Source organism: Micromonospora sp. NPDC018662 (assembly GCF_044391475.1).
Taxonomy (GTDB): domain Bacteria; phylum Actinomycetota; class Actinomycetes; order Mycobacteriales; family Micromonosporaceae; genus Micromonospora.
Map to the genome: position 1 here is coordinate 386,209 of NZ_JBISAC010000003.1, position 21,930 is coordinate 408,138.

At 74.5% G+C, this 21,930-nt stretch carries 24 protein-coding genes; 17 read left to right on the top strand and 7 right to left on the bottom strand.

Annotated features, from left to right (window positions below):
* Nucleotides 1–254 precede the first annotated feature (254 nt).
* Genes ACH495_RS11375 through ACH495_RS11395 form a run of 5 tightly spaced genes read right to left on the bottom strand, consistent with a single transcriptional unit; the run spans nucleotide 255 to nucleotide 5,315 of the window.
* Nucleotides 255–1,124: an STM4011 family radical SAM protein gene (locus ACH495_RS11375; RefSeq protein WP_396857606.1), complete on the bottom strand. Its 870-nt coding sequence runs from the start codon at nucleotides 1,122–1,124 to the stop codon at nucleotides 255–257.
* Nucleotides 1,121–2,446 carry an STM4012 family radical SAM protein gene (locus ACH495_RS11380; RefSeq protein ID WP_396857607.1) on the bottom strand — a complete coding sequence of 442 codons (1,326 nt, stop codon included), beginning with the start codon at nucleotides 2,444–2,446 and terminating at the stop codon, nucleotides 1,121–1,123. Before ACH495_RS11380 ends, ACH495_RS11375 begins: the two co-directional genes overlap by 4 nt.
* The gene (locus ACH495_RS11385; RefSeq protein ID WP_396857608.1) at nucleotides 2,443–3,246 is read right to left on the bottom strand and encodes an STM4013/SEN3800 family hydrolase; all 804 of its coding nucleotides are present in this window, start codon (nucleotides 3,244–3,246) and stop codon (nucleotides 2,443–2,445) included. Before ACH495_RS11385 ends, ACH495_RS11380 begins: the two co-directional genes overlap by 4 nt.
* Nucleotides 3,234–4,340 carry an STM4014 family protein gene (locus ACH495_RS11390; protein WP_396857609.1) on the bottom strand — a complete coding sequence of 369 codons (1,107 nt, stop codon included), beginning with the start codon at nucleotides 4,338–4,340 and terminating at the stop codon, nucleotides 3,234–3,236. Before ACH495_RS11390 ends, ACH495_RS11385 begins: the two co-directional genes overlap by 13 nt.
* 42 nt (nucleotides 4,341–4,382) lie before the next feature.
* Nucleotides 4,383–5,315: an STM4015 family protein gene (locus ACH495_RS11395; protein WP_396857610.1), complete on the bottom strand. Its 933-nt coding sequence runs from the start codon at nucleotides 5,313–5,315 to the stop codon at nucleotides 4,383–4,385.
* A 132-nt stretch (nucleotides 5,316–5,447) separates the two neighbouring features.
* On the opposite strand from ACH495_RS11395, the gene ACH495_RS11400 reads away from it, so the two are divergent.
* The 17 genes from ACH495_RS11400 (at nucleotide 5,448) to ACH495_RS11480 (ending at nucleotide 20,772) form a co-directional block, all read left to right on the top strand.
* Nucleotides 5,448–5,831 carry a MerR family transcriptional regulator gene (locus tag ACH495_RS11400; protein ID WP_396857611.1) on the top strand — a complete coding sequence of 128 codons (384 nt, stop codon included), beginning with the start codon at nucleotides 5,448–5,450 and terminating at the stop codon, nucleotides 5,829–5,831.
* 28 nt (nucleotides 5,832–5,859) lie between these two features.
* Nucleotides 5,860–6,954: a 12-oxophytodienoate reductase gene (locus tag ACH495_RS11405; RefSeq protein ID WP_396857612.1), complete on the top strand. Its 1,095-nt coding sequence runs from the start codon at nucleotides 5,860–5,862 to the stop codon at nucleotides 6,952–6,954.
* Between the two features lie 88 nt (nucleotides 6,955–7,042).
* Complete coding sequence (locus ACH495_RS11410; protein WP_396857613.1) at nucleotides 7,043–8,101, top strand: methyltransferase; 1,059 nt, start codon at nucleotides 7,043–7,045, stop codon at nucleotides 8,099–8,101.
* 30 nt (nucleotides 8,102–8,131) lie between these two features.
* Entirely contained in the window at nucleotides 8,132–9,010 is an 879-nt protein-coding gene (locus ACH495_RS11415; protein WP_396857614.1) for an FAD binding domain-containing protein, read from the top strand.
* Between the two features lie 12 nt (nucleotides 9,011–9,022).
* Complete coding sequence (locus ACH495_RS11420) at nucleotides 9,023–9,526, top strand: (2Fe-2S)-binding protein (protein WP_396857615.1); 504 nt, start codon at nucleotides 9,023–9,025, stop codon at nucleotides 9,524–9,526.
* Nucleotides 9,523–11,886: a xanthine dehydrogenase family protein molybdopterin-binding subunit gene (locus tag ACH495_RS11425; RefSeq protein WP_396857616.1), complete on the top strand. Its 2,364-nt coding sequence runs from the start codon at nucleotides 9,523–9,525 to the stop codon at nucleotides 11,884–11,886. Before ACH495_RS11420 ends, ACH495_RS11425 begins: the two co-directional genes overlap by 4 nt.
* A 26-nt stretch (nucleotides 11,887–11,912) precedes the next feature.
* Entirely contained in the window at nucleotides 11,913–12,284 is a 372-nt protein-coding gene (locus tag ACH495_RS11430; protein WP_396857617.1) for a VOC family protein, read from the top strand.
* A gap of 113 nt (nucleotides 12,285–12,397) precedes the next feature.
* A complete protein-coding gene (locus ACH495_RS11435; RefSeq protein WP_396857618.1) occupies nucleotides 12,398–13,402 on the top strand; it encodes an ATP-binding cassette domain-containing protein in 1,005 nt (334 codons plus the stop codon).
* Nucleotides 13,399–14,208 carry an ABC transporter permease gene (locus ACH495_RS11440; RefSeq protein ID WP_396857619.1) on the top strand — a complete coding sequence of 270 codons (810 nt, stop codon included), beginning with the start codon at nucleotides 13,399–13,401 and terminating at the stop codon, nucleotides 14,206–14,208. Before ACH495_RS11435 ends, ACH495_RS11440 begins: the two co-directional genes overlap by 4 nt.
* A gap of 131 nt (nucleotides 14,209–14,339) precedes the next feature.
* Nucleotides 14,340–14,729: a VOC family protein gene (locus ACH495_RS11445; RefSeq protein WP_396857620.1), complete on the top strand. Its 390-nt coding sequence runs from the start codon at nucleotides 14,340–14,342 to the stop codon at nucleotides 14,727–14,729.
* A 2-nt stretch (nucleotides 14,730–14,731) separates the two neighbouring features.
* Entirely contained in the window at nucleotides 14,732–15,076 is a 345-nt protein-coding gene (locus ACH495_RS11450) for an ArsR/SmtB family transcription factor (RefSeq protein ID WP_396857621.1), read from the top strand.
* On the top strand, nucleotides 15,073–15,513 hold the full coding sequence (locus tag ACH495_RS11455) for an SRPBCC domain-containing protein (protein ID WP_396857622.1): 441 nt from the start codon (nucleotides 15,073–15,075) through the stop codon (nucleotides 15,511–15,513). The genes ACH495_RS11450 and ACH495_RS11455 overlap by 4 nt, the downstream gene beginning before the upstream one ends.
* Nucleotides 15,514–15,649: 136 nt before the next feature.
* On the top strand, nucleotides 15,650–15,961 hold the full coding sequence (locus ACH495_RS11460; protein WP_396857623.1) for a hypothetical protein: 312 nt from the start codon (nucleotides 15,650–15,652) through the stop codon (nucleotides 15,959–15,961).
* Between the two features lie 42 nt (nucleotides 15,962–16,003).
* Entirely contained in the window at nucleotides 16,004–17,218 is a 1,215-nt protein-coding gene (locus ACH495_RS11465) for a cytochrome P450 (RefSeq protein WP_396857624.1), read from the top strand.
* 54 nt (nucleotides 17,219–17,272) lie between these two features.
* Nucleotides 17,273–18,385 carry a class I SAM-dependent methyltransferase gene (locus ACH495_RS11470; protein ID WP_396857625.1) on the top strand — a complete coding sequence of 371 codons (1,113 nt, stop codon included), beginning with the start codon at nucleotides 17,273–17,275 and terminating at the stop codon, nucleotides 18,383–18,385.
* Between the two features lie 33 nt (nucleotides 18,386–18,418).
* Nucleotides 18,419–19,879 carry an alpha/beta fold hydrolase gene (locus tag ACH495_RS11475; RefSeq protein WP_396857626.1) on the top strand — a complete coding sequence of 487 codons (1,461 nt, stop codon included), beginning with the start codon at nucleotides 18,419–18,421 and terminating at the stop codon, nucleotides 19,877–19,879.
* Nucleotides 19,876–20,772, top strand: a complete 897-nt coding sequence (locus ACH495_RS11480) for an NAD(P)H-binding protein (protein WP_396857627.1) — start codon at nucleotides 19,876–19,878, stop codon at nucleotides 20,770–20,772. Before ACH495_RS11475 ends, ACH495_RS11480 begins: the two co-directional genes overlap by 4 nt.
* 167 nt (nucleotides 20,773–20,939) lie before the next feature.
* On the opposite strand, the gene ACH495_RS11485 is transcribed toward ACH495_RS11480, so the two are convergent.
* Nucleotides 20,940–21,443: an ester cyclase gene (locus ACH495_RS11485; protein ID WP_396857628.1), complete on the bottom strand. Its 504-nt coding sequence runs from the start codon at nucleotides 21,441–21,443 to the stop codon at nucleotides 20,940–20,942.
* 39 nt (nucleotides 21,444–21,482) lie between these two features.
* The gene (locus tag ACH495_RS11490) at nucleotides 21,483–21,911 is read right to left on the bottom strand and encodes an ester cyclase (RefSeq protein WP_396857629.1); all 429 of its coding nucleotides are present in this window, start codon (nucleotides 21,909–21,911) and stop codon (nucleotides 21,483–21,485) included.
* Nucleotides 21,912–21,930: the final 19 nt, after the last annotated feature.

The window sequence follows — 21,930 nt, forward strand, 5'->3', positions numbered from 1 at the left end:
GTGGGGGTGGCGACGCCCGACCGAGGCGGAGTTAGCGTTCACATCATTCGTATGATGTATGCCCCGCGCGAAGGACGGCTGGTTGTCGACCCCTGCCGCCCCTCGGTCACCTGCGTGCCGCGCAGCACCGGTCTGCCCTGGACCGGCGGTGGTGCAAAGTGGCGAGCTCCCGGCGCCCACCCGAAGGGGGCACCCACCAATGTTTGCGTTAACATCTGATGCCTGTCAATGGGCGAAGCTGTTTCGACCAGCCGTCAGCGCGGCGTCGAGGCCGGCGGCGGCCAGCCGGCGGGGATGCGTTCCAGCACCCCACCGGCGAAGACGTCGCGCAGGCCGAGCGGCTTGAGGTGGACGTACCCGATGTGGCAGTCGCAGACCGCGACGCCACACATCCGGGGTTTCAGGGCCGCCCGCCACGACCCGTCGTAGAGGTTGCCGATCGGGGCGGGAATGAAGTGGCAACGGCGGACCGTGCCGTCGCCCACCACCGAGACGGCGGTCTCACCGGCGTGGCAGGGCCGGCCGAGCGACAGGTGCGGACGGACGCTGTAGCCGAAGTGCGGATCCAGCGCGGTCCAGGTCGCCTCCTCCGCAGCCGTGTAGCGGTGACCCTCGGCCGCGTTGACCCACAGGTAGACGGCCGGCGGCAACGCGGCCCGCAACGCCCGCGCCTCGTCGAGGTGCTCCGGCAGGCCGACCACCCCGACCGAGTATCGGATACCCAGCTCGGTCAGGCGCGCGCACCGGCCCAGGAACCGCGCCCGCTCGACCTGCCCCGGATGGTAGGTCGCCCAGAGCGCGGCCGAGCCGGGATCCGCGTCGGCCAACCAGTCGACCCGGGCGGCGAGGTTGGTCTGCACCACCACCCGGTCCACGTGCGGCAGGTGCGACAGCGACACCATCGCGTCCCGGTACCAGCGCCGGGTCAGCGCCTCGCCCCACGGCGTGAACAGCACCGACAACCGCACGTCGGTGGTCGCCGCCACCCAACCGGTGAACCGGGCCAGCGCCGCCCGGTCGGCCCGCAGCAGCTCCGGCGGGTCGCGCCGCTTGGCGAACGGACAGTAGGGACAGTCGTAGTTGCAGCTCGCCAGCGGGCCCCGGTAGAGGATCGACAGCGTCATCGCAGCGCGTACCCGGTCATCGCGTGCCGGACCTCGGCGGAGGTGAGCCACGGGCCGACGGCGTCGGAACGGGCCAGCCCGGCGGCGGTGAGCCGCAGCCCGCCGTCGGTGGCCCAGCCCCGCTCGACGAGCCGGCCGAGCTGCGGGAAGTCGTCGACCGGCAGGCGCCCGAAGCGGACCCGGTAGGCGTCGGCGTCCACGCCGTCGGCGCGCAGCAGCGACGTGAGCAGCCAGCGGCGGCGCTGTTCCGCGCCGTCCAACCGGAAACCGAACTCGGCGTACGCGAAGTCGTCGGCGGGCCGGGCCAGGTAGTCGTCCAGCACCGCGCGCACCTGCGTGACGCTCACCGCGTAGTCGAAGGAGTAGTGCAACGCGGTGGTGTAGGAGCGGGCGCCGCAGCCCAGCCCGACCATGCCGTCGTCCTGGCAGCAGTAGCCCGGGCCGTCCGCCGCTGGCGCGTCGACGCGGCGGAACTGCCGCATCGACTCCTGCCGGTAGCCGGCCGCGCCGAGCGTCTCCACCGCCTGCCGGTAGAGCGTCAGGCGCTGGGCGTCCCAGTCGGCGCGGGCGTGCGCCCGCCGCCCCAGACCGGTCAGCGGCCGGACGTAGAGCGGATAGAGGAACAGCTCCTCCGGCCGCCAGGCCAGCGCCGCGTCCAGGCTCTGCCGCCACGTGTCGGCGGTCTGCCCGTCGATGCCGTAGATCAGGTCGATGTTGAGCGACGGGATCCGCGCGTCCCGGATCGCGGCCAACGCGGCCTCCACCTCGGCGCGGCGTTGCGGCCGGCCGGCGGCGCGGGCCTCGACGTCGAGGAAGCTCTGCACGCCGATGCTCACCCGGGTGGTGCCGTGCGCGGCGAGCACCGCGAGCCGGTCCGGCGTCGCGGTGGCCGGCGACGTCTCCACCGACAGCGGTACGCCCGGCAGGCGCGCGCCGAGCGTGTCGGTGGCGACGGCGAACAGCGCGGTCAGTTCGTCGGCGGTGAGATAGGTGGGGGTGCCGCCGCCGAACGCCGCGCGGGCGTACCCGGCGTCGTCGCCGAGCGCCCCGGCGACCCGCTCGGCCTGCCGGCGCAACTGCCGCAGGTATGCGGTGACCTGCTCGGCCGGCGCGTTGGCGCGGGTGAACAGGTTGCAGAAGCCGCACCGCATCTCACAGAACGGCACGTGCAGATAGAGGAAGAGCGCGTCGCGCGCCTCGGCCCGCCACACGTCGGCCAGCCGGGGCCGGGGCCGCAGCGGCCGGTACGAGGTCTTGTGCGGGTACGCGTAGAGGTACTGCTGGTAGACGGAGCCGTCGAGGCTCGGATCGGTGCTGGTCACCATTCTCCCGGATGCAGGGTGAAGTCGGCGTAGGGGACGGTCCACACCACGTCGTGGCCGATCCGGTGGCCGGTGTGGCCGTCCTCCCCGTAGGCGGTGCCGTGGTCGGAGCAGACGATCGTGAACACCGGCCGGCCCCGGCCGGTGACCAGCCGGAACAACCGGTCGACCCGGCCGTCGACGTACTCCAGGGCGGCGGCGTGGCTGGCCCGGCTGTCGGCCTGCGCGCCGGGCAGGTGGTGCCGGTTCGGCTGGTGCAGCGCGGCCACGTTGAGAAAGGTGAACAGCGGCCGCTCGGCCGGCACCCGGGCCAGCACCTCGGCCAGCCGGTCGAGCTGAGCGTCCAGGCAGGTGGGGGACGTGACGCCGAACTCCGGTTCCCAGTGCGCCTCGGCGAACAGGCCGGGCAGCACCGCGCCGAGCGGGCTGCGCCGGTTGAAGAAGCCGACCCCGCCCAGGCAGAGCGTGTGGTAGCCGGCCGCGGCCAGCGCGGTCGGCAGATCCGGCGCGTCGAACACCCAGGTGTCCGCGCCGGCGGTCTCGCTGCCGGGGAACGCCGCCGCGAACCGCCGCTCGTGCGGGCCCGGCGTGGTCGGCGTGGGCAGGAAGCCGGCGAAGAACGCGTGGTGGGCGGCGTAGGTGAAGCTGGCGGGGGAGTGCCGGCGCTCCCACCGCCCACCGGGCAGCACCCGGGCCAGCCGTGGCGTCCGCCCCGCCGCGACCAGCTCGGCGGCCACGTCGTGGCGCAGCGTGTCCAGCGTGACCAGGAGCAGGTCGTGACTGCCGATCAGGCCGCGCACGCCGCCACCCCCGCCCGCCACCGCCGCCACCGGCCGGTGGTCAGCGCGTGCACCTGCTCGGCGTAGCTGTCCCGGCCGTCGGCCAGCACGCCGGGCAGCAGGTCGCCGAACGCGTTCACCTCGGCGACCGCGTGCCGCCGCCACCCGGCCAGGAACATCAGGTCGACGCCGACGTGCAGCGAGCCGGCGAAGCAGGCGGCGACCCGCTCGCAGGTCTCCATCGCCGCCGACCAGGCCGCCGGCCCGGCCGCGGCCCGCAGCTCGGCGAGGTCGCCCCGGGCGTTGCCGAGGTGCAGGTTGGTCAGCGGCCCCCGGGCGGCGCGCACCACCGCGTGCGTCGGCCGCCCGGCCACCACCAGCACCCGCACGTCGACCACCCGGTCGCCCAGGCCGGCCTTGGGCAGCCACCGCTCGACGTGCAGCCCGTCCGGGGCCAGCCGGTCGACGATCGCGGCGATCGTCGCCTCGTCGGTGTGGCGGCGCACCCGCAGCGAGTTGAACAACCCGTCCGGCGTGGGCTCGACGGTGGTGTCGGCCTGCACGCCGCGCGGGCCGACCGCGAGCGCGAGCACCCCGGCGGCGGACGAGCCGTGCGCCGGCTTGACGAACACCCGCCGCCAACCGGCCGCCGCCATCGCCTCGCGCAGCGCGGCGTAACCGCCGACCGCGGGCAGCGTGGCAGGGCCGCCGACCGGCGGCAGCGCGGCCGGCACCGGCACGCCGGCGGCCGCCAGCACCGCGTGGCAGCGCCGCTTGTCGCAGAGCACCGCGACGTCCGCCGGCCGGTTCAGCAGCTCCGCGCCGCCGGCGGCCACCCGGGCGAGGCCGGCCACCAGACCGGCGTACGCGTCGGCGAGACCGACCAGCTCGCCGTGCCGGGCGGCGGTGGGCGAGCGCCGCAGCAACCGGTCGACCAGCGGGTCCTCGCCCGCGGAGTCGACCCGCACCAGCGTGCCGGCCGACGGCGCTGCGGCCCCGGTCAGCACGTCGACCCAGGGCAGCACGTCGGGCGCGGGCAGCCCCGCCGCGCGCACCGCCCGGGTGAACAGCGCCACCCGGCGGTTGGCGGGGTTGCCCACCACGGTCAGCCGCATGTCACCGGCGACCCCACCCGCGCGGCTGGCGCCCGACGGCGGTCATTCCCCGACCGCGGTGAAGTAGTAGTAGCGGCCGTCGTGCTCGTCGGCGGACTGCGGGTCGGAGACGTCGACCTCGACGCCCGGCAGCGCGGCGACCACCGAGGCGGCCACCTCCGCGGAGAGGAAGTGGTGGTGCAGGTCGAGCCGGCGCAGGTGGGTCAGCGGCTGGCCGGCCAGCAGCGCCGCCGCGCCGGTGTCGCCCAGCACGCCCATGGACAGGTCGAGGACCTCCAACCGGCCGACCACCGGCGCGTCCGCCACCGCCGCGGCGATCGCGTCGGCCTGCTCCGCGTTGCAGAGCGCGAGGTGCCGCACCGCCGGGAGCTGGTCGCCGGCCAGCACCGCCGCCAGGTCGTCCACGGTGGCGTCACCGCCGTAGTCGGCGACGCCGAGCCACAGGTCGAGCCGGTGCAGCGCCGGCAGGTCGCAACCCCCTACCGCCCGTACCACTGCGGCCGGCAGGCCGCCGGACTCGATCCGCAGCTCGCGCAGCGCGGGGTGCCGGACCGGCTCCAGCCGCAGCCCCTGCGCGCCGCGGATGCCCAGCACCTCCAGCGCCGGGCAGGCCGCCAGCAGCGGGGTGACGTCCCCGTGGGTCAGCCAGGAGATCTCGCACTGCTCGGCGACCAGGTCGGCGAGGAACACCGCCCGCAGCCCGGTCCACTTCGACGCGGCGTCGACCAGCAGGTCGACCGGCAGCGGGCGCTCGTACGCCTCACCCCACTCGCCCACCACCACGGCCCGCACCGCCTCGGCCGGCACCTCGTCGAGCATGGCGCGGACCAGGCCGGCGAACTCGGCCGGGTCGGCGTCGAACTCCTCGACCTCCAGCCGCCAGGCCACGGCGGACGGATCGTCCGGCAGCGCCATGCCCGGTGTGAACGGCAGGACCGGCAACCCGGCGAACGACGAGACGTGCGAGTTGATCACACCAACCTCCGGTGCGGCAGCGGCAAGGGCGGCGGAACCGTAACAGGCGGGCCCGACACGACGAGGGGCGGCGGCCGGCCACCGCTCCTGGCATGCTCGGTCCGGGCGTCGGACGCGACGGCGGGAGGCGTGATGCGGATCGGGGAGTTGTCGGCGCGGACCGGGGTCAGCGCCCGGTCCATCCGGTACTACGAGCAGCAGGGTCTGCTCGCGGCCCGGCGCACGGCCAGCGGGCAGCGGCTGTTCGCCGAGTCGGCGGTCGAGCGGGTGCGGCTCATCCAGCGGCTCTTCGCGGCCGGGTTGAGCAGCCGGCGGATGTCCGAGCTGCTGCCCTGCGTGACCGACCCGGACATCCGCACCCACTGGCTCACCGACCGGCTGCGCGAGGAACGGGCCCGGATGACGGCCGAGATGGCGCAGCTCTCCCGCGCCGTCTCGGTGCTCGACGAGATCGTCACCGACATGACGGTCGACGACACCGCCCGCACCCCCGCCGCCGGTCGGGCTTGCCCCTGACACCGGTGTCACCTCCTACCGTCGGGCCATGACCACGACCCTGGCCGCCGGATCGCCGGTGGCGCCGCTGACCGAGCCCGTCACCGTCGCCGGGATGCCGTTGCGATCCCGCCTCGTGATGGCCCCGATGACCCGCAACCGCGCCCCCGGCGGGGTGCCGGCCCGGGAGGCGGCCGACTACTACCGTCGCCGCGCCGAGCAGGGCATCGGGCTGATCGTCACCGAGGGCGTGCTGGTGGACCATCCCACCGCCGGCCACGAGGACACCGTGCCGCGGATGACGGCCGGGCCGGCCGAGGCGGGCTGGCGGCGGGTGGTCGACGCGGTCCACGACGCCGGCGGCCGGATCGCCGCCCAACTCTGGCACCTGGGCAGCCGGCGCGAGCCGGTCGACGGCCGTCCGGCGTGGACGCCGTCCGGGGTGTCCGAGCCGGGGCGGCCGGCCGGGCACGCGATGACGCTCGCCGACGCCGACGAGCTGCTGGCGTCGTACGCGGACGCGGCGCGGGTCGCCGGCCGGGCCGGGTTCGACGCGGTGGAGATCCACGCCGCGCACGGCTACCTGCTGGACGAGTTCCTCTGGCCGCACACCAACCGGCGCACCGACGCGTACGGCGGCTCCCCGGCGCGGCGGGCGGCGTTCCCGGCCGCGGTGGTGCGGGCGGTCCGCGCGCACCTGCCGGCGGACCGCCCGGTGATCGTCCGGTTCTCGCAGTTCAAGGAGCGCGCCTACGCCGCCCGCATCGCCGACACGCCGGCCGAGCTGGCCGAGGTCCTCGACGCGTTCGCGGACGCCGGCGCGGGCGCCCTGCACGCGTCGCAACGCCGCTTCTGGGAGCCGGCGTTCGCCGGCTCGGCGCTGAACCTGGCCGGCTGGGCGAAGCGGCTCACCGGGCTGCCCGCGATCACCGTGGGGTCGGTCGGCCTGACCCGCGACTTCCTGCGGCCGGGCGGGCCGGAGACGGTGTCCGGGCTGACCCGCCGGCTGACCGACGGCGAGTTCGACCTGGTCGCGCTGGGCCGCGCGCTGCTCGGCAACCCGGCCTGGGCGACGCACGCGGCGGCCGGGCGGGCCACCGCGATCGAGGACTACCGCAAGGCGCACGAGGACCGGTATCCCTAGGCCGCGGTTCCGCAACGCAGGAGAAGATCCGGTCGGTCCGCGCTGGAAAGCTGGGGTGCCTGGCGTTCGCGACGGCAGGAGGCCGATGATGGAGAACCCACCGCAGCAGTTCGCACCGCCGATGTCGACGGCAGTGCTGGAGAAGGTGCTGGAGAAAGTGCTGGGCCGGCTGACCTCCGTCTGCATCCAGGTCGCCACGGTGGGCCTCGACCTGCCGGAACGGCTCAAGGACGGGCCCAGGTCCATCGACGCGTTGGCCGCCGAGATCGGTGGCGAGCGGGACGTGCTCCTGCTGTTCATGCGCGCGTTGACCAGCGAGTCGATCTTCCAGGAGGTCGAGCCGGGGGTGTTCGCGCACACCGAGGAGTCGCGCTACCTCCTCCGGGACGCGCCCCACTCGTTGCACGGCATCGCCGAGATGCTCGGCGCGGACTGGGCCTCGAAGGTGTGGGAGCCGGACGAGGTGCTGCACACTATCCGGACCGGGCAGCCGGCCTTCGAGCACGTCTTCGGGCAGGACATCTGGTCCTACATGACCGCGAACCGGGACCAGTACGCCGTGTTCAGCCGCGCCCAGACGATCTTCTCCGGGCCGAAGGACGACGCGATCGTCGAGGCGTACGACTTCGAGGGCGTGAAGACCCTCGTCGACCTCGGGGGCGGCGAGGGCACCTTCCTGGAGAAGATCCTGCTCAAGCACCCGGGCATCGAGGGCGTGCTGTTCGACCTGCCGCCGGTGGTGGAACAGGCCCGGGCCCGGATCGCCGGGAGCGCGGTCGCCGACCGGTACACCTGCGTCGGGGGCAGCTTCTTCGACGGCGTCCCGGCCGGCGCGGACGCGTACGTGCTCAAGCAGGTGCTGCACGACTGGAGCGACGACGAGTCGGTGGAGATCCTGCGCCGGGTGCGCGAGGTGCTGCCGCCGTCCGGCCGGATCCTGGTCGCCGCGCACCTGGTGCCGGCGCCACCGCGCCGCCCGCTGAAGTACCTGATGGCCGGCATGTGGGTGCGGCTCAACACACCGGGCGGCTACGAGCGGACCGAACAGGAGTTCCGGGACGTCCTCGACCGGGCCGGGCTGGAACTCGTCCGGATCCACCCGACCGCCTCCACGCACTCCATCCTGGAGACGCGGGCCGCCGACTGACGCTGACCCGCCGAGCCGAGGGAGGTGGCGGTGAAGGCCGCGCCGTTCGCGTACCACGCCCCCCGCAGTCTGGCCGAGGCGCACGACCTGCTCGCCCGGCACGGGCCGGACGCGGCAGTGATCGCCGGCGGCCAGAGCCTGGTCCCGCTGATGGCGCTGCGGCTGGCCCGCCCGGCCGTGCTGGTCGACCTGAACCGGGTCGCCGGGCTGGCGGAGATCACCGATGGCCCGCGCGAGGTGACCGTGGGCGCGCTGGTCCGCCAGCGCGCGGTGGAACGCTCGCCGTCGATCGCCGCGCGGCTGCCGCTGCTCACCGCCGCGGTCGGCCACATCGGCCACCCGCAGGTGCGCGCGCGGGGCACGGTCGGCGGCAGCCTCGTCGTCGGCCACGCCGCGGCCGAGCTGCCGGCGGTGGCGCTCGCGCTGGACGCCCGGCTGGTGCTGACCCGGGCCGGCGGGGAACGCGAGGTGCCGGCCGGCGACTTCTTCGCGCCCGAGGGCGGCTCGATCGCCGGCCCGGACGAGGTGCTGACCCGGATCCGGTTCCCGGTCCCGCCGGCCGGCGCCGGTCACGGGTTCCACGAGACGGGGCGCCGGGCCCGGGACTTCGCGCTGGCCGGCGCCGCGGTGGTGCTCGGCCGGGACGGCGCGGGCGGCTGCGCGTACGCCCGGGTCGCGGTGCTCGGCGGCGGCCCCGCGCCCCGCCGGCTGCCCGGCGTGGAGGCGGCGCTGCGTGGCGGCGCCCTCGACGACGCCGCGCTCGCCGACGCGGCGGCCGGCCTGGTGGACGAGGTGGCGCCGGTCGGCGACGTCGCCGCCGACGCGGCCCACCGCCGCGAGGCGCTGGTGACGCTGCTGCGCCGCGCCCTGACCGACGCGGCGCGCCGGGCCGCGCCGCACACCCACTGATCGGGGGTACGCATGGACGCGGTCGAACTGGTGGTCAACGGGGTCCGGCGGGCCGCGCCGGCCGAACCCCGGCGGACGCTCGCCGACTTCCTCCGCGAGGAGCTCGGGCTCACCGGCACGCACGTCGGCTGCGAGCAGGGCGCCTGCGGCGCCTGCACGGTGCTGCTCGACGGCGAGCCGGTGTACGCCTGCCTGATGTTCGCGGTGCAGGCCCGGGGGCACGAGATCACCACCGTGGAGGGGCTGGCCCCGCCCGGCGAGCTGGGGCCGGTGCAGGAGGCGTTCCGGCGCTGCCACGCGGTGCAGTGCGGCTTCTGCACGCCGGGCATGGTGCTGGCGGCACACGCGCTGCTCGCCGACGAGCCGACGCCGGACGAGCCGGCGATCCGGGCCGCGCTGGCCGGGAACCTGTGCCGGTGCACCGGCTACCAGAGCATCGTGGACGCGGTCCGGCTCGCCGCCGCGCGACGCCCGGACCCGGCCGCCGTGCCCGGGACGGAGGGAGCGGCGCGATGACCGACGACGACACCGAGCGGGGGCGGGTCGGCAGCCCGGCGCGACGGCTGGAGGACCCGCGGCTGCTCACCGGCGGCGGCCGGTACGTGGCCGACCTGACCGCGCCGCACCTCGCGCACGTCGCCTTCCTGCGCAGCACGGTGCCGCACGCCACCGTCACCGTGGACGTGCGCGCGGCGCGCCGCGCGCCCGGCGTGGTCGCGGTGTTCACCGCGGCGGACCTCGTCGGGACGCTGACCCCGGTGCGTTTCGACGCCTCCATCCCCGGGATGACCCAGTTGGTGCACCCGGCGTTGGCCGACGACCGGGTCCGGCTGGTCGGCGACCCGATCGCGATGGTGGTGGCGGAGAGCCGCTACCTGGCCGAGGACGCGCTGGAGCTGATCGAGGTGCGCTACACGGAGCTGCCGCCGGTGCCGGACGTGGCGACCGCCCTGGACCCGGCGTCGCCAGCGCTGTACGACGTGGCGCCCGGCAACGTGCCCTACCACGACCGCGTCCGCTACGGCGACGTCGCGGCGGCGTTCCGCGCGGCCGACCGCGTGGTCGCGCGGACGCTGCGGCAGCACCGCTACATGGCCGCCCCGCTGGAGACCCGGGGCGGGCTCGCGGTGTACGAGCCGGCGGGCGGGGAGCTGACGTTCCACGCCGCCGTGCACGCGCCGCACCTGATGCGGATGGTGCTCGCGGCCCACCTCGGGATCGCGCCGAACCGGATCCGGGTGGTGGTGCCGGACGTGGGCGGCTCGTTCGGCTCGAAGTGGGGGATCACCCGGGAGGACCTGCTGATCTGTGCGGCGGCCGTGCGCACCGGCCGGCCGGTGCGGTGGATCGAGGACCGCCGGGAGAACCTGCTGGTCGGCGGCCACGCCCGGGACGATTCGATGTGCCTGGAGGCGGCGGTCCGGGCCGACGGCACGCTGCTCGGGCTGCGGGCCGCGCTGGTGATGGACGTCGGGGCGTACTCGGTGGTCCCGATGAACCCGGCGTTCTTCACGCTCGCGCTGCGCCTGCTGATCCCCGGCCCCTACCGCGTGCCGGCGTACGACTTCGAGGTGACCACGGTCTGCACGAACAAGGGCCCGTACGTCGCGTACCGGGGCCCGTGGGCGGTGGAGACCTGGGCCCGGGAGGTGCTGCTCGACATCGTCGCCGGCGAGCTGGGGCTGACCCCGGTGGAGATCCGCCGGCGCAACCTGGTGCCGGTCGAGGAGCAGCCGTACCGGACGGCGGCGGGCTGGCGGCTGGCGGACACCCGGGCGCCGGCCACCCTGGAACGGGCCCTGGAGCTGGCCGACGTGCCGGCGTTCCGGGTGGCTCAGCGGCGGGCCCGGGAACGCGGCGAGGTGCTCGGGTTCGGGCTGGCCACGTTCATCGAGCCGGCGCCGGGCGGAGCGGAGTTCCTCGCCATGTCCGGCGGCGGCAAGGAGACCGCCCGGGTGCGCGTCGAGCCGACCGGCGAGGTGTCGCTGTTCACCTCCCAGGTGCCGCACGGCCAGGGGCACGAGACGACGCTGGCCCAGGTGGTGGCGGCGGAGTTCGACCTGCCGTACACCGCGGTGCGGGTGGTGCACGGCGACACCGACGCCACGCCGTTCAGCATGGTGGGCACCGGGGGCAGCCGGGCCGCGACGTTCGGCAGCGGCGCCGCGCGCCGGGCCGCCCGGGCCGTCCGCGAGCAGGTGCTCCGGCTCGCCGCCGGGATGCTCGGCGCGCCGCCGGAGGAACTGGCGCTGGGCGGCGGGCGGGTCTACGTGCGGGAGCGGCCGACCACCGCGCTGACCATGGTGCAGCTCGCCGGCATGGTGTCGCTGGCCCCGGCGTACCTCCCGCCGGACACCCCGACGGAGCTGGCCGCGACCGCCACCCACGGCGGGGAGGACGGGGGTTTCGCGCAGGCCACCCACTGCTGCTGGGTGCGGGTCGACCCGGGGACCGGGCAGGTGACGATCACCCGCTACCTGGTGGTCGAGGACTGCGGGTCGATGATCAACCCGGCGGTCGTCGAGGGCCAGATCCGGGGCGGCACCGCGCAGGGCCTGGGCGGGGTGCTGTTCGAGCGCCTGGACTACGACGCGGCGGGCCGGCCGCTGACCGCGACGTTGCGGGACTATCTGCTGCCCACCGCCGTGGACGTGCCGCCGATCGAGATCGTGCACCTGGGCCCGGAGCCGGGGGAGGGGCCGCCGGACCACCGGGGCGTCGGTGAGGGGGGCGCGATCTGCGCCCCGCCGGCCATCACCAACGCGCTCGCCGACGCGTTGGGCACCGAGATCACCCAGCAGTCGGTGACGCCGGCGTTCGTGCTCGCGGCCCTGCGTAAGACCGGCGCGTCGCCGGCGCGGCTGCTTGACACGTAGGAGATTCCCTACCTATTGTCGTCGGCATGAGCATCAACGGAATCAAGATGATCACCGTGCCCGTGTCCGACCAGGACGCCGCCAAGCAGTTCTACGTCGAACAGCTCGGTTTCGAGGTGTCTCAGGACTCTCAGATGGGGCCCATGCGCTGGCTCGAGGTCGCGCCCAAGGGCTCGCCGGTCAGCTTCGCGCTGCTGCCGAGCGTGCTGGGTGTGCCGGCGGGCGGCCTGAAGGGTGTCCAGCTGTTCACCGACGACCTCGACGGCGACTGTGAGAGCCTGCGGGCCGCCGGCGTCAAGGTGGACGGTCCCAACGCCCGGCCGTGGGGCCGGGACGCCAACTTCTCCGACCCGGACGGCAACGGCTTCGTGCTCATGTCGGCGCCCGGCGGCCAGTAGTCCGGCCCCTTCGCGGTCGCGGTGACCCGGGCGCCCTCCCCCCGGGCGGGGTCACCGCGACCGTTCCGGCCCGGCGGACACCCGATCTCAGTCGAGAGAGTGCCATGTCATTGATGATCGAGGCCGTGGGCCTCACCAAGTCCTTCGGTAAGGTCGTCGCGCTCGACGGGCTCGACGTGCGCCTGGAGCCCGGCCAGGTCGCCGCGATCCTCGGCCCGAACGGCGCCGGCAAGACGACGTTCCTCCGGATGATCTCCACGCTGACCCGGCCGGACGCCGGTGTCCTGCGTGTCTGCGGGGTCGACGTGACCACCGCGCCGGCCCGGGTCCGCCAGATGATCGGCCTCGCCGGGCAGCACGCCACGGTCGAGCCCGCGCTGACCGGGCGGGAGAACCTCGAGATGATCGCCCGGTTGTTCGGCCGCAGCCGCCGGGCGGCCCGGGCCGCGGCGGAGGAGACGCTCGACCGACTCCGCCTCGGTGAGTCCGGCGACCGCCTGGTCCGCACCTACTCCGGCGGCATGCGGCGCCGCCTCGACCTCGGCGCGAGCCTGGTCGGCCGCCCGCAGGTGCTGCTGCTCGACGAGCCCACCACCGGCCTCGACCCGCAGAGCCGGATCGAGCTGTGGGACACCATCCGGGCGCTCACCGTGGAGGGCACCGACGTGCTGCTCACCACGCAATACCTGGAAGAGGCGGACCGGCTCGCCAACACCATCCTGATCATCGACCGCGGCCGGGTCATCGCCTCCGGCACCGGCAAGGAGCTGAAGAGCCGGGCCGGCCGCGACATCGTGGAGCTGCACGTCCGTGACCGGGAGGATCTCGACCCGGCGAGCCGTGCCCTGGCCCGCATCGGCGCCGAGGCGCCGGTGGTCGACCAGGGCTCGCTGATGGTCTCGGTGGCGGTCGACGCGGGCCCGGAGCGGCTCCGGGAGGCGCTCCAGGAGGTCGGCGAGCTGGGCGTGCACGTCGAGGACGTCGCGCTCCGCCGGCCCACGCTGGACGAGGTCTTCCTGTCGCTGACCGGGTCGTCGTCCGCGTCCGACACCGGGTCGGGACCGTCCGGATCCCCCGTGGGCGTCGAGCCCGAGACCGCTTCGAGGAGTGCCCGATGACCGCCGTGGCCGCGCCGCACCCGGCCAACACCGCCGGCCTGTTTCCCAGCATCGGCGTGCTCACCGGGCGTGCCCTGCGCATCTACCGCCGGACGCCGCAGCTGCTGATCCTGCGGATCGTGCAGTCGGTGGCGTTCCTGCTCATCTTCCGGTACGTCTTCGGCGGGGCCATCGGCACCGGCACGATGCGCTACGTCGACTTCATGGCGCCCGGCCTGCTCACCGTGGGCATCATGTTCGCCACCATCAGCACCGCGCTGGGGGTGGCCGAGGATCACGTCGGCGGCCTGTTCGACCGGCTCCGGTCGCTGCCCATGCCGCGCAGCGCGGTCCTGACCGGCCGGGTGCTCGCCGACCTGGCGATGACCGTCGCGGTGCTCATCCCCACCATCGCCATCGCGTTCGCGGTCGGCATGCGGGTGCACACCGACTGGGCGTCCGCGCTCGGCGCGTTCGGTCTGCTGGTGCTCTTCGGGTTCGCCTTCGTCTGGATCTTCGTGGCGATCGGGCTGCTGGCCGGCAGCGTCCAGGCGGCGCAGGGCATCTCCTTCATCGTGATGCCGATCAGCTTCGCGTCCAGCGCGTTCGTGCCGACCTCCAGCATGCCGGGCTGGTTGCAGGCGTTCACCGAGCACCAGCCGGTCACGGTGGTGGTCAACGCGGTGCGGACGCTCACCCAGGGTGCGTCCGCCGAGGCGTTGCTCGGCCACAGCACCGGCTACTACGTGACCCGGGCGCTGATCTGGATCGCGGTGCTGATCGTGGTCTTCGCGGGCCTGGCGATCACGCGGTACCGGAGCCGCTGACCGGCTGTCGTGCCAGCGGTCCGCGTCGCCCCGGTCCCGGGCGACGCGGGCCGCCGGCATGTTTCTCGCCGGTTGCGACGTTCCGGCCCGCTGGTTGACAGGTAGGAAACCTCCTACCTATCGTCCTGTTCATGACCATCACCCAGATCAGGCTCATCACGGTCTCCGTGTCGGACCAGGACCGGGCACGGCAGTTCTACGCCGACGTGTTGGGATTGACGGTCGTCCAGGACCTGACGATGGGCCCCATGCGCTGGTTGCAGGTCGGGCCGGAGAAGGGCGCGACTGGTATCGTTCTGGTGCCGGGGCGCACCGGCTTCGGGCCCGGTGACCTCCAGGGAGTCCAGTTGGAGACCAACGACCTCGACGCCGACTGCGCGCGCCTGCGCGCCGCCGGGGTGAAGGTCGACGGCCCGCACGACCGCCCGTGGGGGCGGGACGCCACCTTCGTCGATCCCGACGGCAACGGCTTCGTCCTGGTGACCGGCGAGGTCCCGGCGACCCGCGAATCGGGCGGCTGACCATGCCCGCCACCACCGGGGTCGACGTCTTCGCCGCGCTGGCCAGCCCGGTCCGACGCGACCTGATCCGGCTGCTGCGCGACGGTGGGCCGCAGTCCGTGCAGGATCTCGCCGCCTCCTTCGACATGCGGCGCCCGAGCGTCTCCGAGCACCTCAAGGTGCTCCGCGACGCCGGCCTGGTCTCCGAGCGCCGCGCCGGCCGCAAGCGGCTCTACCGCCTGGAGCCGGCGCCGTTGATGGACCTGCGCGACTGGCTCACCCCCTACGAGCGGTTCTGGCGCGAGCGGCTGAGCGACTTCGCCGCGCTGGTCGCCGAGGAGTCCGCGTCCGAGGGGAACCCCGAGTGATCGAATCAGGCAGGATCGAAGTCGACCAGTTCCTTCCCTATCCGCCGGCGCAGGTGTGGCGGATCCTGGTGGACCCCGATCTGATGGCCCGATGGCTGATGCCCAACGACTTCAAGCCGGTCGTCGGGCACCGCTTCACCTTCCAGGCCAAGCCGATGCCCGCCCTGCACTTCGCCGGGACGATCCACTGCGAGGTCCTCGCCGTCGAGCCGGAGCGCCTCCTCCAGATCACCTGGGTCGACCGCAGCGGCAACGGCCTCGACTCCACCGTCACCTGGCGGCTGGTCCCCGAGGGCCGGGGCACCCGGATGCTGATGGAGCACGACGGGTTCGACCTGGACAGCCCCTTCCAGGCGGTCGCCCACCGCACGATGGGCAGCGGCTGGCGCTCCTCGGTGATCCGCTCCATGCTCACCGTGCTCGAACAGGAGCACTGACCCACCGGCGCGGGTTCCCACCCGGAGCAAGGTGGAGGAAGCCCGCCGCTCGTCCGGCCGCATAGCGTGGCCGTACGCCGCTGATCACGACCGCGGCGTCCGCCCTCGCAGTGCACCGGAAACGGCAGGTGGCTCCGTGAGCCGTGACGACGCGGCGCCCGCGTACCCGTTCACCCGGGACGTCGGCCGCACCATCGACCAGCGCCACCGGCGGCTCCCGTACGAGCAGTCGATCTCCCCGGTGACGCCCCCGTACGGCGGTGAGGCGTGGCTCGTGCGGGACCCCGCCGCGAACCGGGCCGTGCTGGCCGACCGGCGGTTCGGCCGGGCCCGCATCCTCGGCGCGGACCTGCCCCGGACGTTCCCCCGGCCGATGACGCAGGTGTCGCTGCTCAGCATGCCAACTCCCACCGTCCGGGGCCTTCGGGCGCTGCCGGTCACCTGGTGATCCGACGGGCCACACATCGATGTCGACAATGGAGGCCGCAGCATGAGCACCCGAGCCGAGACGGCGCAGTCCACCACCGTCACGACCTTCCCGTTCCCGCAGGACGACCCGTGCCTGCCGCCACCGCAGTACGCGGCGCTCCGCGCCGACGCGCCGGTGACCCCGGTGGTGCTGCCCACCGGCGACCGCGCCTGGCTGGTGACCCGCCACGCGGACGTGCTGACGGTCCTCGGCGACGAGCGGTTCAGCCGGCGGGCGCTGACCGGCCCCGACGCGCCCCGGCTCGCGCCGATCCCCCCGTTGCCGTCGCTGTTCTACCTGGACCCGCCGGACCACACCCGGGTCCGCCGGCTCGCCGCGCGCGCGTTCGACCCGGACCGGCTGGCCCGGCTCCGCCCCCGCGTCGAGCGGGTGGTCGCCGCGCACCTCGACCGGCTGGCCGGGGCGGACCAGCCGGCGGACGTGCTCGGGCTGGTGGCCCGCCCGTTGCCGCTGGCGGTGGTCGCCACCGTCCTCGGCGTACCGGACGACGAGTACCCGCCGTTCGCCGAGCTGATCCGGACCGCGTTCAGCTTCGGCGCCGTCGCCCCCGAGGAGCAGATGGCGGCGATGGGCGGGCTCCAGCAGTACCTGCTCGACCTGATCGGGGCCCGCCGGGACGAACCGGCCGACGACGCGTTGAGCGACCTGGTCCGCCCGGACGGCGACGACCAGCTCGCCGACCCCGAGCTGATCGCGTTGATCTTCGACCTGGTGGGCGCCGGGGACCAGCCGGTCACCGCGGAGATCGTGCACCTGCTGCTCAACCTGCTCCGTGACCCGGCCGGGCTGCCGGCCCTGCACGCGGAGCCGGAGCTGGTGCCGACCGCGGTGGAGGAGCTGCTCCGGCACTCGCAGTCGGCCGGCGGCGGGCTGGGCTCGGTGCGGATCGCGATGGCCGACGTCGAGCTGTCCGGGGTCACCATCCCGGCCGGCGACCCGGTGATCCCGTCGTTCAACGCGGCCAACTTCGACGAGTCGGTCTTCCCCGACGCCGGGCGTCTCGACCTGGCCCGGCGGCCCAACCCGCACCTGACCTTCGCCCAGGGCATCCACCACTGCCTCGGCGCCCCGCTGGGCCGCATCGAGCTGACCGCCCTGCTCGCCGGCCTCGCCCGGGACTTCCCGGGGCTGCGTCTGGCCGTACCGGCCGACCAGCTCCAGTGGCTGCCGGTGCCCGCGTTCCGGACCCCGGGCGAGATCCCCGTGCACTGGTGAACCGCGCACCGACCGTCCCGGCCACCGGCCCCGTCCCCTCCGAGAGGTGATGACGTGAACCAGCCCACCCTGACCTCCGACGCCCCGCAGCCGTCCGGGCCGCCGGGACAGCTCGACATGAGCGCGCTCATGTCCTTCATGCAGCGTTTCGTCGCCGACGTGTCGGCGGCCGGCACCGTCGTCATGTGCGCGATCGGCAGCCGGCTCGGCCTCTTCGCCGAACTGGTCCGCTCGGGGCCGGCCACCGCGGCCGAACTCGCCGACCGCACCGGCACCCGGGAGCGGTACGTCCGCGAGTGGGCGCTCGCCCTGGCGACCGCCGGCTACCTCACCCGGGACGGCGACGGACGGTACGCCCTGCCGCCCGGGCCGGCTGCCGCGCTCGGCGATGCGGACGGGCCGTTCTACATGGGGGACATGGCCCGGCTGATGCCCGCGTTGTCAGCCGTCTCGGACCGGGTGATCGACGGCTTCCGGACCGGTGCCGGGCTGCATCCGGAGGAGTACCCGGCGGAGCTGTTCGAGACCGTGTGGCACAAGGACGCGAACCGGCTCGGCAAGGTGCTGGTGCGGCAGTGGGTGATGGCCGTGGACGGGCTCACCGAGCAGCTCCGGGTCGGGGGTCGGGTCGCCCAGGTGCACTGCGGGGACGGGCGGGCGTTGATCCTGCTGGCGCAGGCGTTCCCGCGCCTGGAGCTGGTCGGGTACGACCCGGTGGAGATCAACATCCGGCGGGCGCGGGCCGAGGCGGCGGCGGCCGGGGTGGCCGACCGGATCCGCTTCAGCACCGCCGACCCGGCCGAGGACCTCGGCGACGGGTTCGCCCTGGTGCTGGCGATCGACGTGCTGCACGAGGCGCCCGATCCGGCGGCGCTGCTGCGTCGCATCCACGACGCGCTCCAGTCGCACGGGGTGTTCCTGCTGCTGGCCACCAACGGCGAGGACGTGCCGCCGGCCGGCCCGAACCCGGTGAGCAGCATGCTCTACGCGATCAGCACCCTGCAGCACGTGCCCCAGGGGCTCGCGGCCGGCGTCGCCGACCCGGCCGGACTGATGGGCCTGCCGCCGGCGCTGCTGGATCGACTGTGCACCGAGGCGGGCTTCACCACCGTGGAGAGGCTGATGGAGCCCAGCCCGTTCAACACGCTCTACGAACTCCGGGCTTGACCGGCCGACCGCCTGACGAAGGGAGAACGTCGCATGTCCACCGACGTCCTGAGCACACCGGCCGGTGACGAGCCGGCCGCCGACGGCCTGGCCGGCTTCCACCGCCAGTCGTTGACCTGGGAACCGGCCACGGAGCCGGCGGGCGCGGAGCGTACCCGGGTCACCGTGCCGCTCGACTACCGCGACCCGGCCGGCCGCACCATCGAGATCGCCGTCGCCCGCCAGCCCGCCGGGGACCCGGCGAACCGGATCGGCGTGCTGATGATCGCGCCCGACGACCCGGGCAACCGGGGCATACCGCTGCTCGGGCAGCTCGTCGGGTCGCTCCCGGCCGAGGTGCTGGACCGGTTCGACCTGGTCGCCTTCGACCACCGGTTCAGCGGCGACAGCCACCCGATCGAGGTGGACTGGACGCCGGAGGAGCGGCTGTGGGTCTTCCACCGGCCGCAGAGCCTCGACGCGGAGATCCGGTTCCAGTCGAAGGTGGCGGCCAAGGTGGCGGACGTCGCCCTGGACCTGCTCCCGTACGCCAGCACCCGCAACGTCGCCCGGGACATGGACGTCATCCGCGCCGCGCTCGGCGTCGAGACCGTCTCCTACCTCGGCTGGTCGTACGGGACCTACCTGGGCGCGGTCTACAGCCAGCTCTTCGGCGGGCGCACCGACCGGGTGGTGCTGGACAGCGTGCTGAGCCCGGACTGGCCGTGGCGTGGTCTGTTCCTCAACGTGGCCGCCAGCACCGAGGCGGCGGTGCGGCGCTGGTGCCAGTGGGCGGCGGCGCGCGACGGCGACCTGCGCCTGGGCGCCGACGCCGCCGAGGTCCGGGCCCGCTACGACGAGCTGCTGGAGCGCGCCGGCACCGAGCCGCTCGCCGTGCCGGGCCTGCCGATGCCGCTGGACCGGTTCGCGCTGGAGTTCTTCACGGTGGTGATGCTCACCACGGACCGCACGTACCCGCTGCTCGGCGCCGTGCTCAAGGCCGCGGTGCACGGCGAGCCGCTCCCCGGCCCCTCGGTCGGTGAGCTGATGGGCCTGGTCAACCAGCGGCAGGACAGCACGCCGGCCGGTCAGCTCGCGATCCTCTGCGGCGAGTCGAGCTGGCCGCGCGACCTCGACCGCTACGAGGCGGAGATGGCCAGCGTCGCCACCGAGCTGCCGTTCATCGGGCGCACCCTGGCCACCGTGAAGGCCGGCGCGTTCTGGCCCACCTCGCCGGTGGAGCCGCTGACCGAGATCGGGCCGGGCAACACGGCGCGGTCGGTGCTGCTGGTGCAGTCCGAGGCGGACATCTTCACCCGGGCGGTCGGCGCCTGGCGGCTGCGCGAGCTGCTGCCGGACAACAGCCGGCTGGTGCTCGCCGCCGACACCGCGTGCCACAAGCTCTTCCCGTTCGGCGGGCATCCGGTGGTCAACGAGCTGGTCACCCGCTACCTGGTCACCGGGGAGCTGCCGGAGAAGGACGTGACCGTCGACAACCACCAGGAGCTGGCATGACCACCCCGATCCTGGTCACCGGGGCGACCGGCCGGGTCGGTACGGAACTGGTCCGGCTGCTCGACCGGGCCGGGGTCCGGCCCCGGGCCCTGGTCCGCGACGTCGAGCGGGCCCGGACCCGGCTGGGCGACCGGGCCGAGCTGGTGGCCGGCGACCTGGGCCGGCCGGCCGACCTCGACGCGGCGCTGGCCGGCGTGGACCGGATGTTCGTGCTCACCGCGACCGGGCGGGGGCAGCTCACCCAGGAGCGGAACGCGATCGACGCGGCGGTGCGCGCCGGCGTGCGGCACGTGGTGAAGCTGTCGGTGCTGGACGCCGGTCGCGACTCGCCGCTGCGGCACGGCGTCTGGCAGGGCGACGCGAACGCGCTGCTGGTGAACTCCCCGGTCCGGCACACGGTGCTGCAACTCGCCTTCTTCATGCAGAACCTCTTCGGCATGGTGGGCGGCGGGGCGATCCGCAGCTCGGCCGGGGACGGGCGGGTCGCCATGGTCGACGCCCGGGACGTGGCCGCCGCGGTGGCCGCGACGCTCGTCGACTGCCCCGACTGGGCGTACGACCGCACGCTGGTGCTGTCCGGGCCGGAGGCGCTCTCCTTCGACGACACCGCGAAGGTGCTGGCGGAGGCGACCGGACTGCCGGTACGCCACCTGCCGGTGCCGCGGGAACAGGTGGCGGCGATGCTGCGCCGGTTCGGCGCCGAGGAGTGGTACGCCGAGGACGTGGCCGTGTTCAACGACCTGATCGCGGCCGGCCGGGTGGCGACGGTCACCGACACGGTGCGACGGCTGACCGGGTCGGCGCCCCGCTCGCTGGCGGACTTCGCCCGGGAGCACGCCCCGGTCCTCGCGCGCGCCGCCGCGCCCGCGCCGGCGGGCCGGCCGGGCGGCTGACCCGGGGACGGAGACGAGGTCGCGACCCGGGCGGACCCGCCCGGGTCGCGTCGTTCCGGCCCGCCGCCGCGTCCCCGCTACGAACGGCTGCCGGCGCACCCGGTCACGCACCGGCCGGTACGCGTCGGGCCCCGCCGGTGACCGGCGGGGCCCGTGGCGGTGCCGGGTCAGGCCTTGCCGGCGGTGCCGATCTCGTCCCGGTCCCACATGGACGACCAGCCGCCGGTGGCGCCGGGCTCGCCGGCGAGCAGGTCCGGGATCTTCGCGACGTCGAAGACGCCCCAGTGCTCGGCGATCTTGCCCTCGGCGAAGCGGAACGTGTTGGAGCCGCCGATCTCGAACCGGCGGCCGGTGGCCGGGATGCCCATGAACGGGCCGGTGTGCTCGAAGTGCAGCAGGATGGCCTGCGCCAGGATGTCGCCCTCGCAGACCGACACCAGCACCTCGACCTTGCGCGTGGTGAGGACCTGGTTCGCGTGGTCGAACCGGTGCGCCACGCCGTCCCGGCTCGGTGGGTCCCAGGGCGGGGCGAAGTGGTCGACGAACCCGGGCGCCAGGACGTGCTGCACGGCGGTGAGGTCGTAGTCGAACAGCACGGCCTTGCGGAAGTTCCGGACCGTCTCCTCGAAGTCGCGTTTGCGCTGGGCCAGATCGCTGTGATGTGCGGTCATCTCGCGTGCTCCTTGTCGCTCGTGCGGGCCGGGATCTGCTCAGGAGAAGGCGGTGGAGAGCTCGGCGGGGAGCATGCCGATCTGCACCATGATGCCGAGCGCGTCGGCCACGCCCCAGTGGTCGACCACCACGCCGTCGACGATGCGCAGCTGACCCATCAGCGCGCAGGCCACCGTCCGGCCGGTCGGCGGGATGCCCATGTAGGCGCCGGTGTGGGTGGCGTGCACGGTCATCCGGGTGGCCACCAGCTCGCCCTCGGAGACGATGCTGTGCAGCTCCATCCGCAGGTCGGGAAAGGCGTCGAGGAACCGGCGCATCTCCGCCGCGGTGTCCTGGGCGCTGATGGTGCCGGCGCGGCCGTGGTGCACCATCGTGGGGGACCAGAAGGTCATCAGGGCGTTGATGTCGCCGTCGTTCCAGGCGTCGATGAGCTTCCGTACGACCGCCTTGTTGTCAGGTGTGGCCACCGCGACCTCCGAAGTCCGC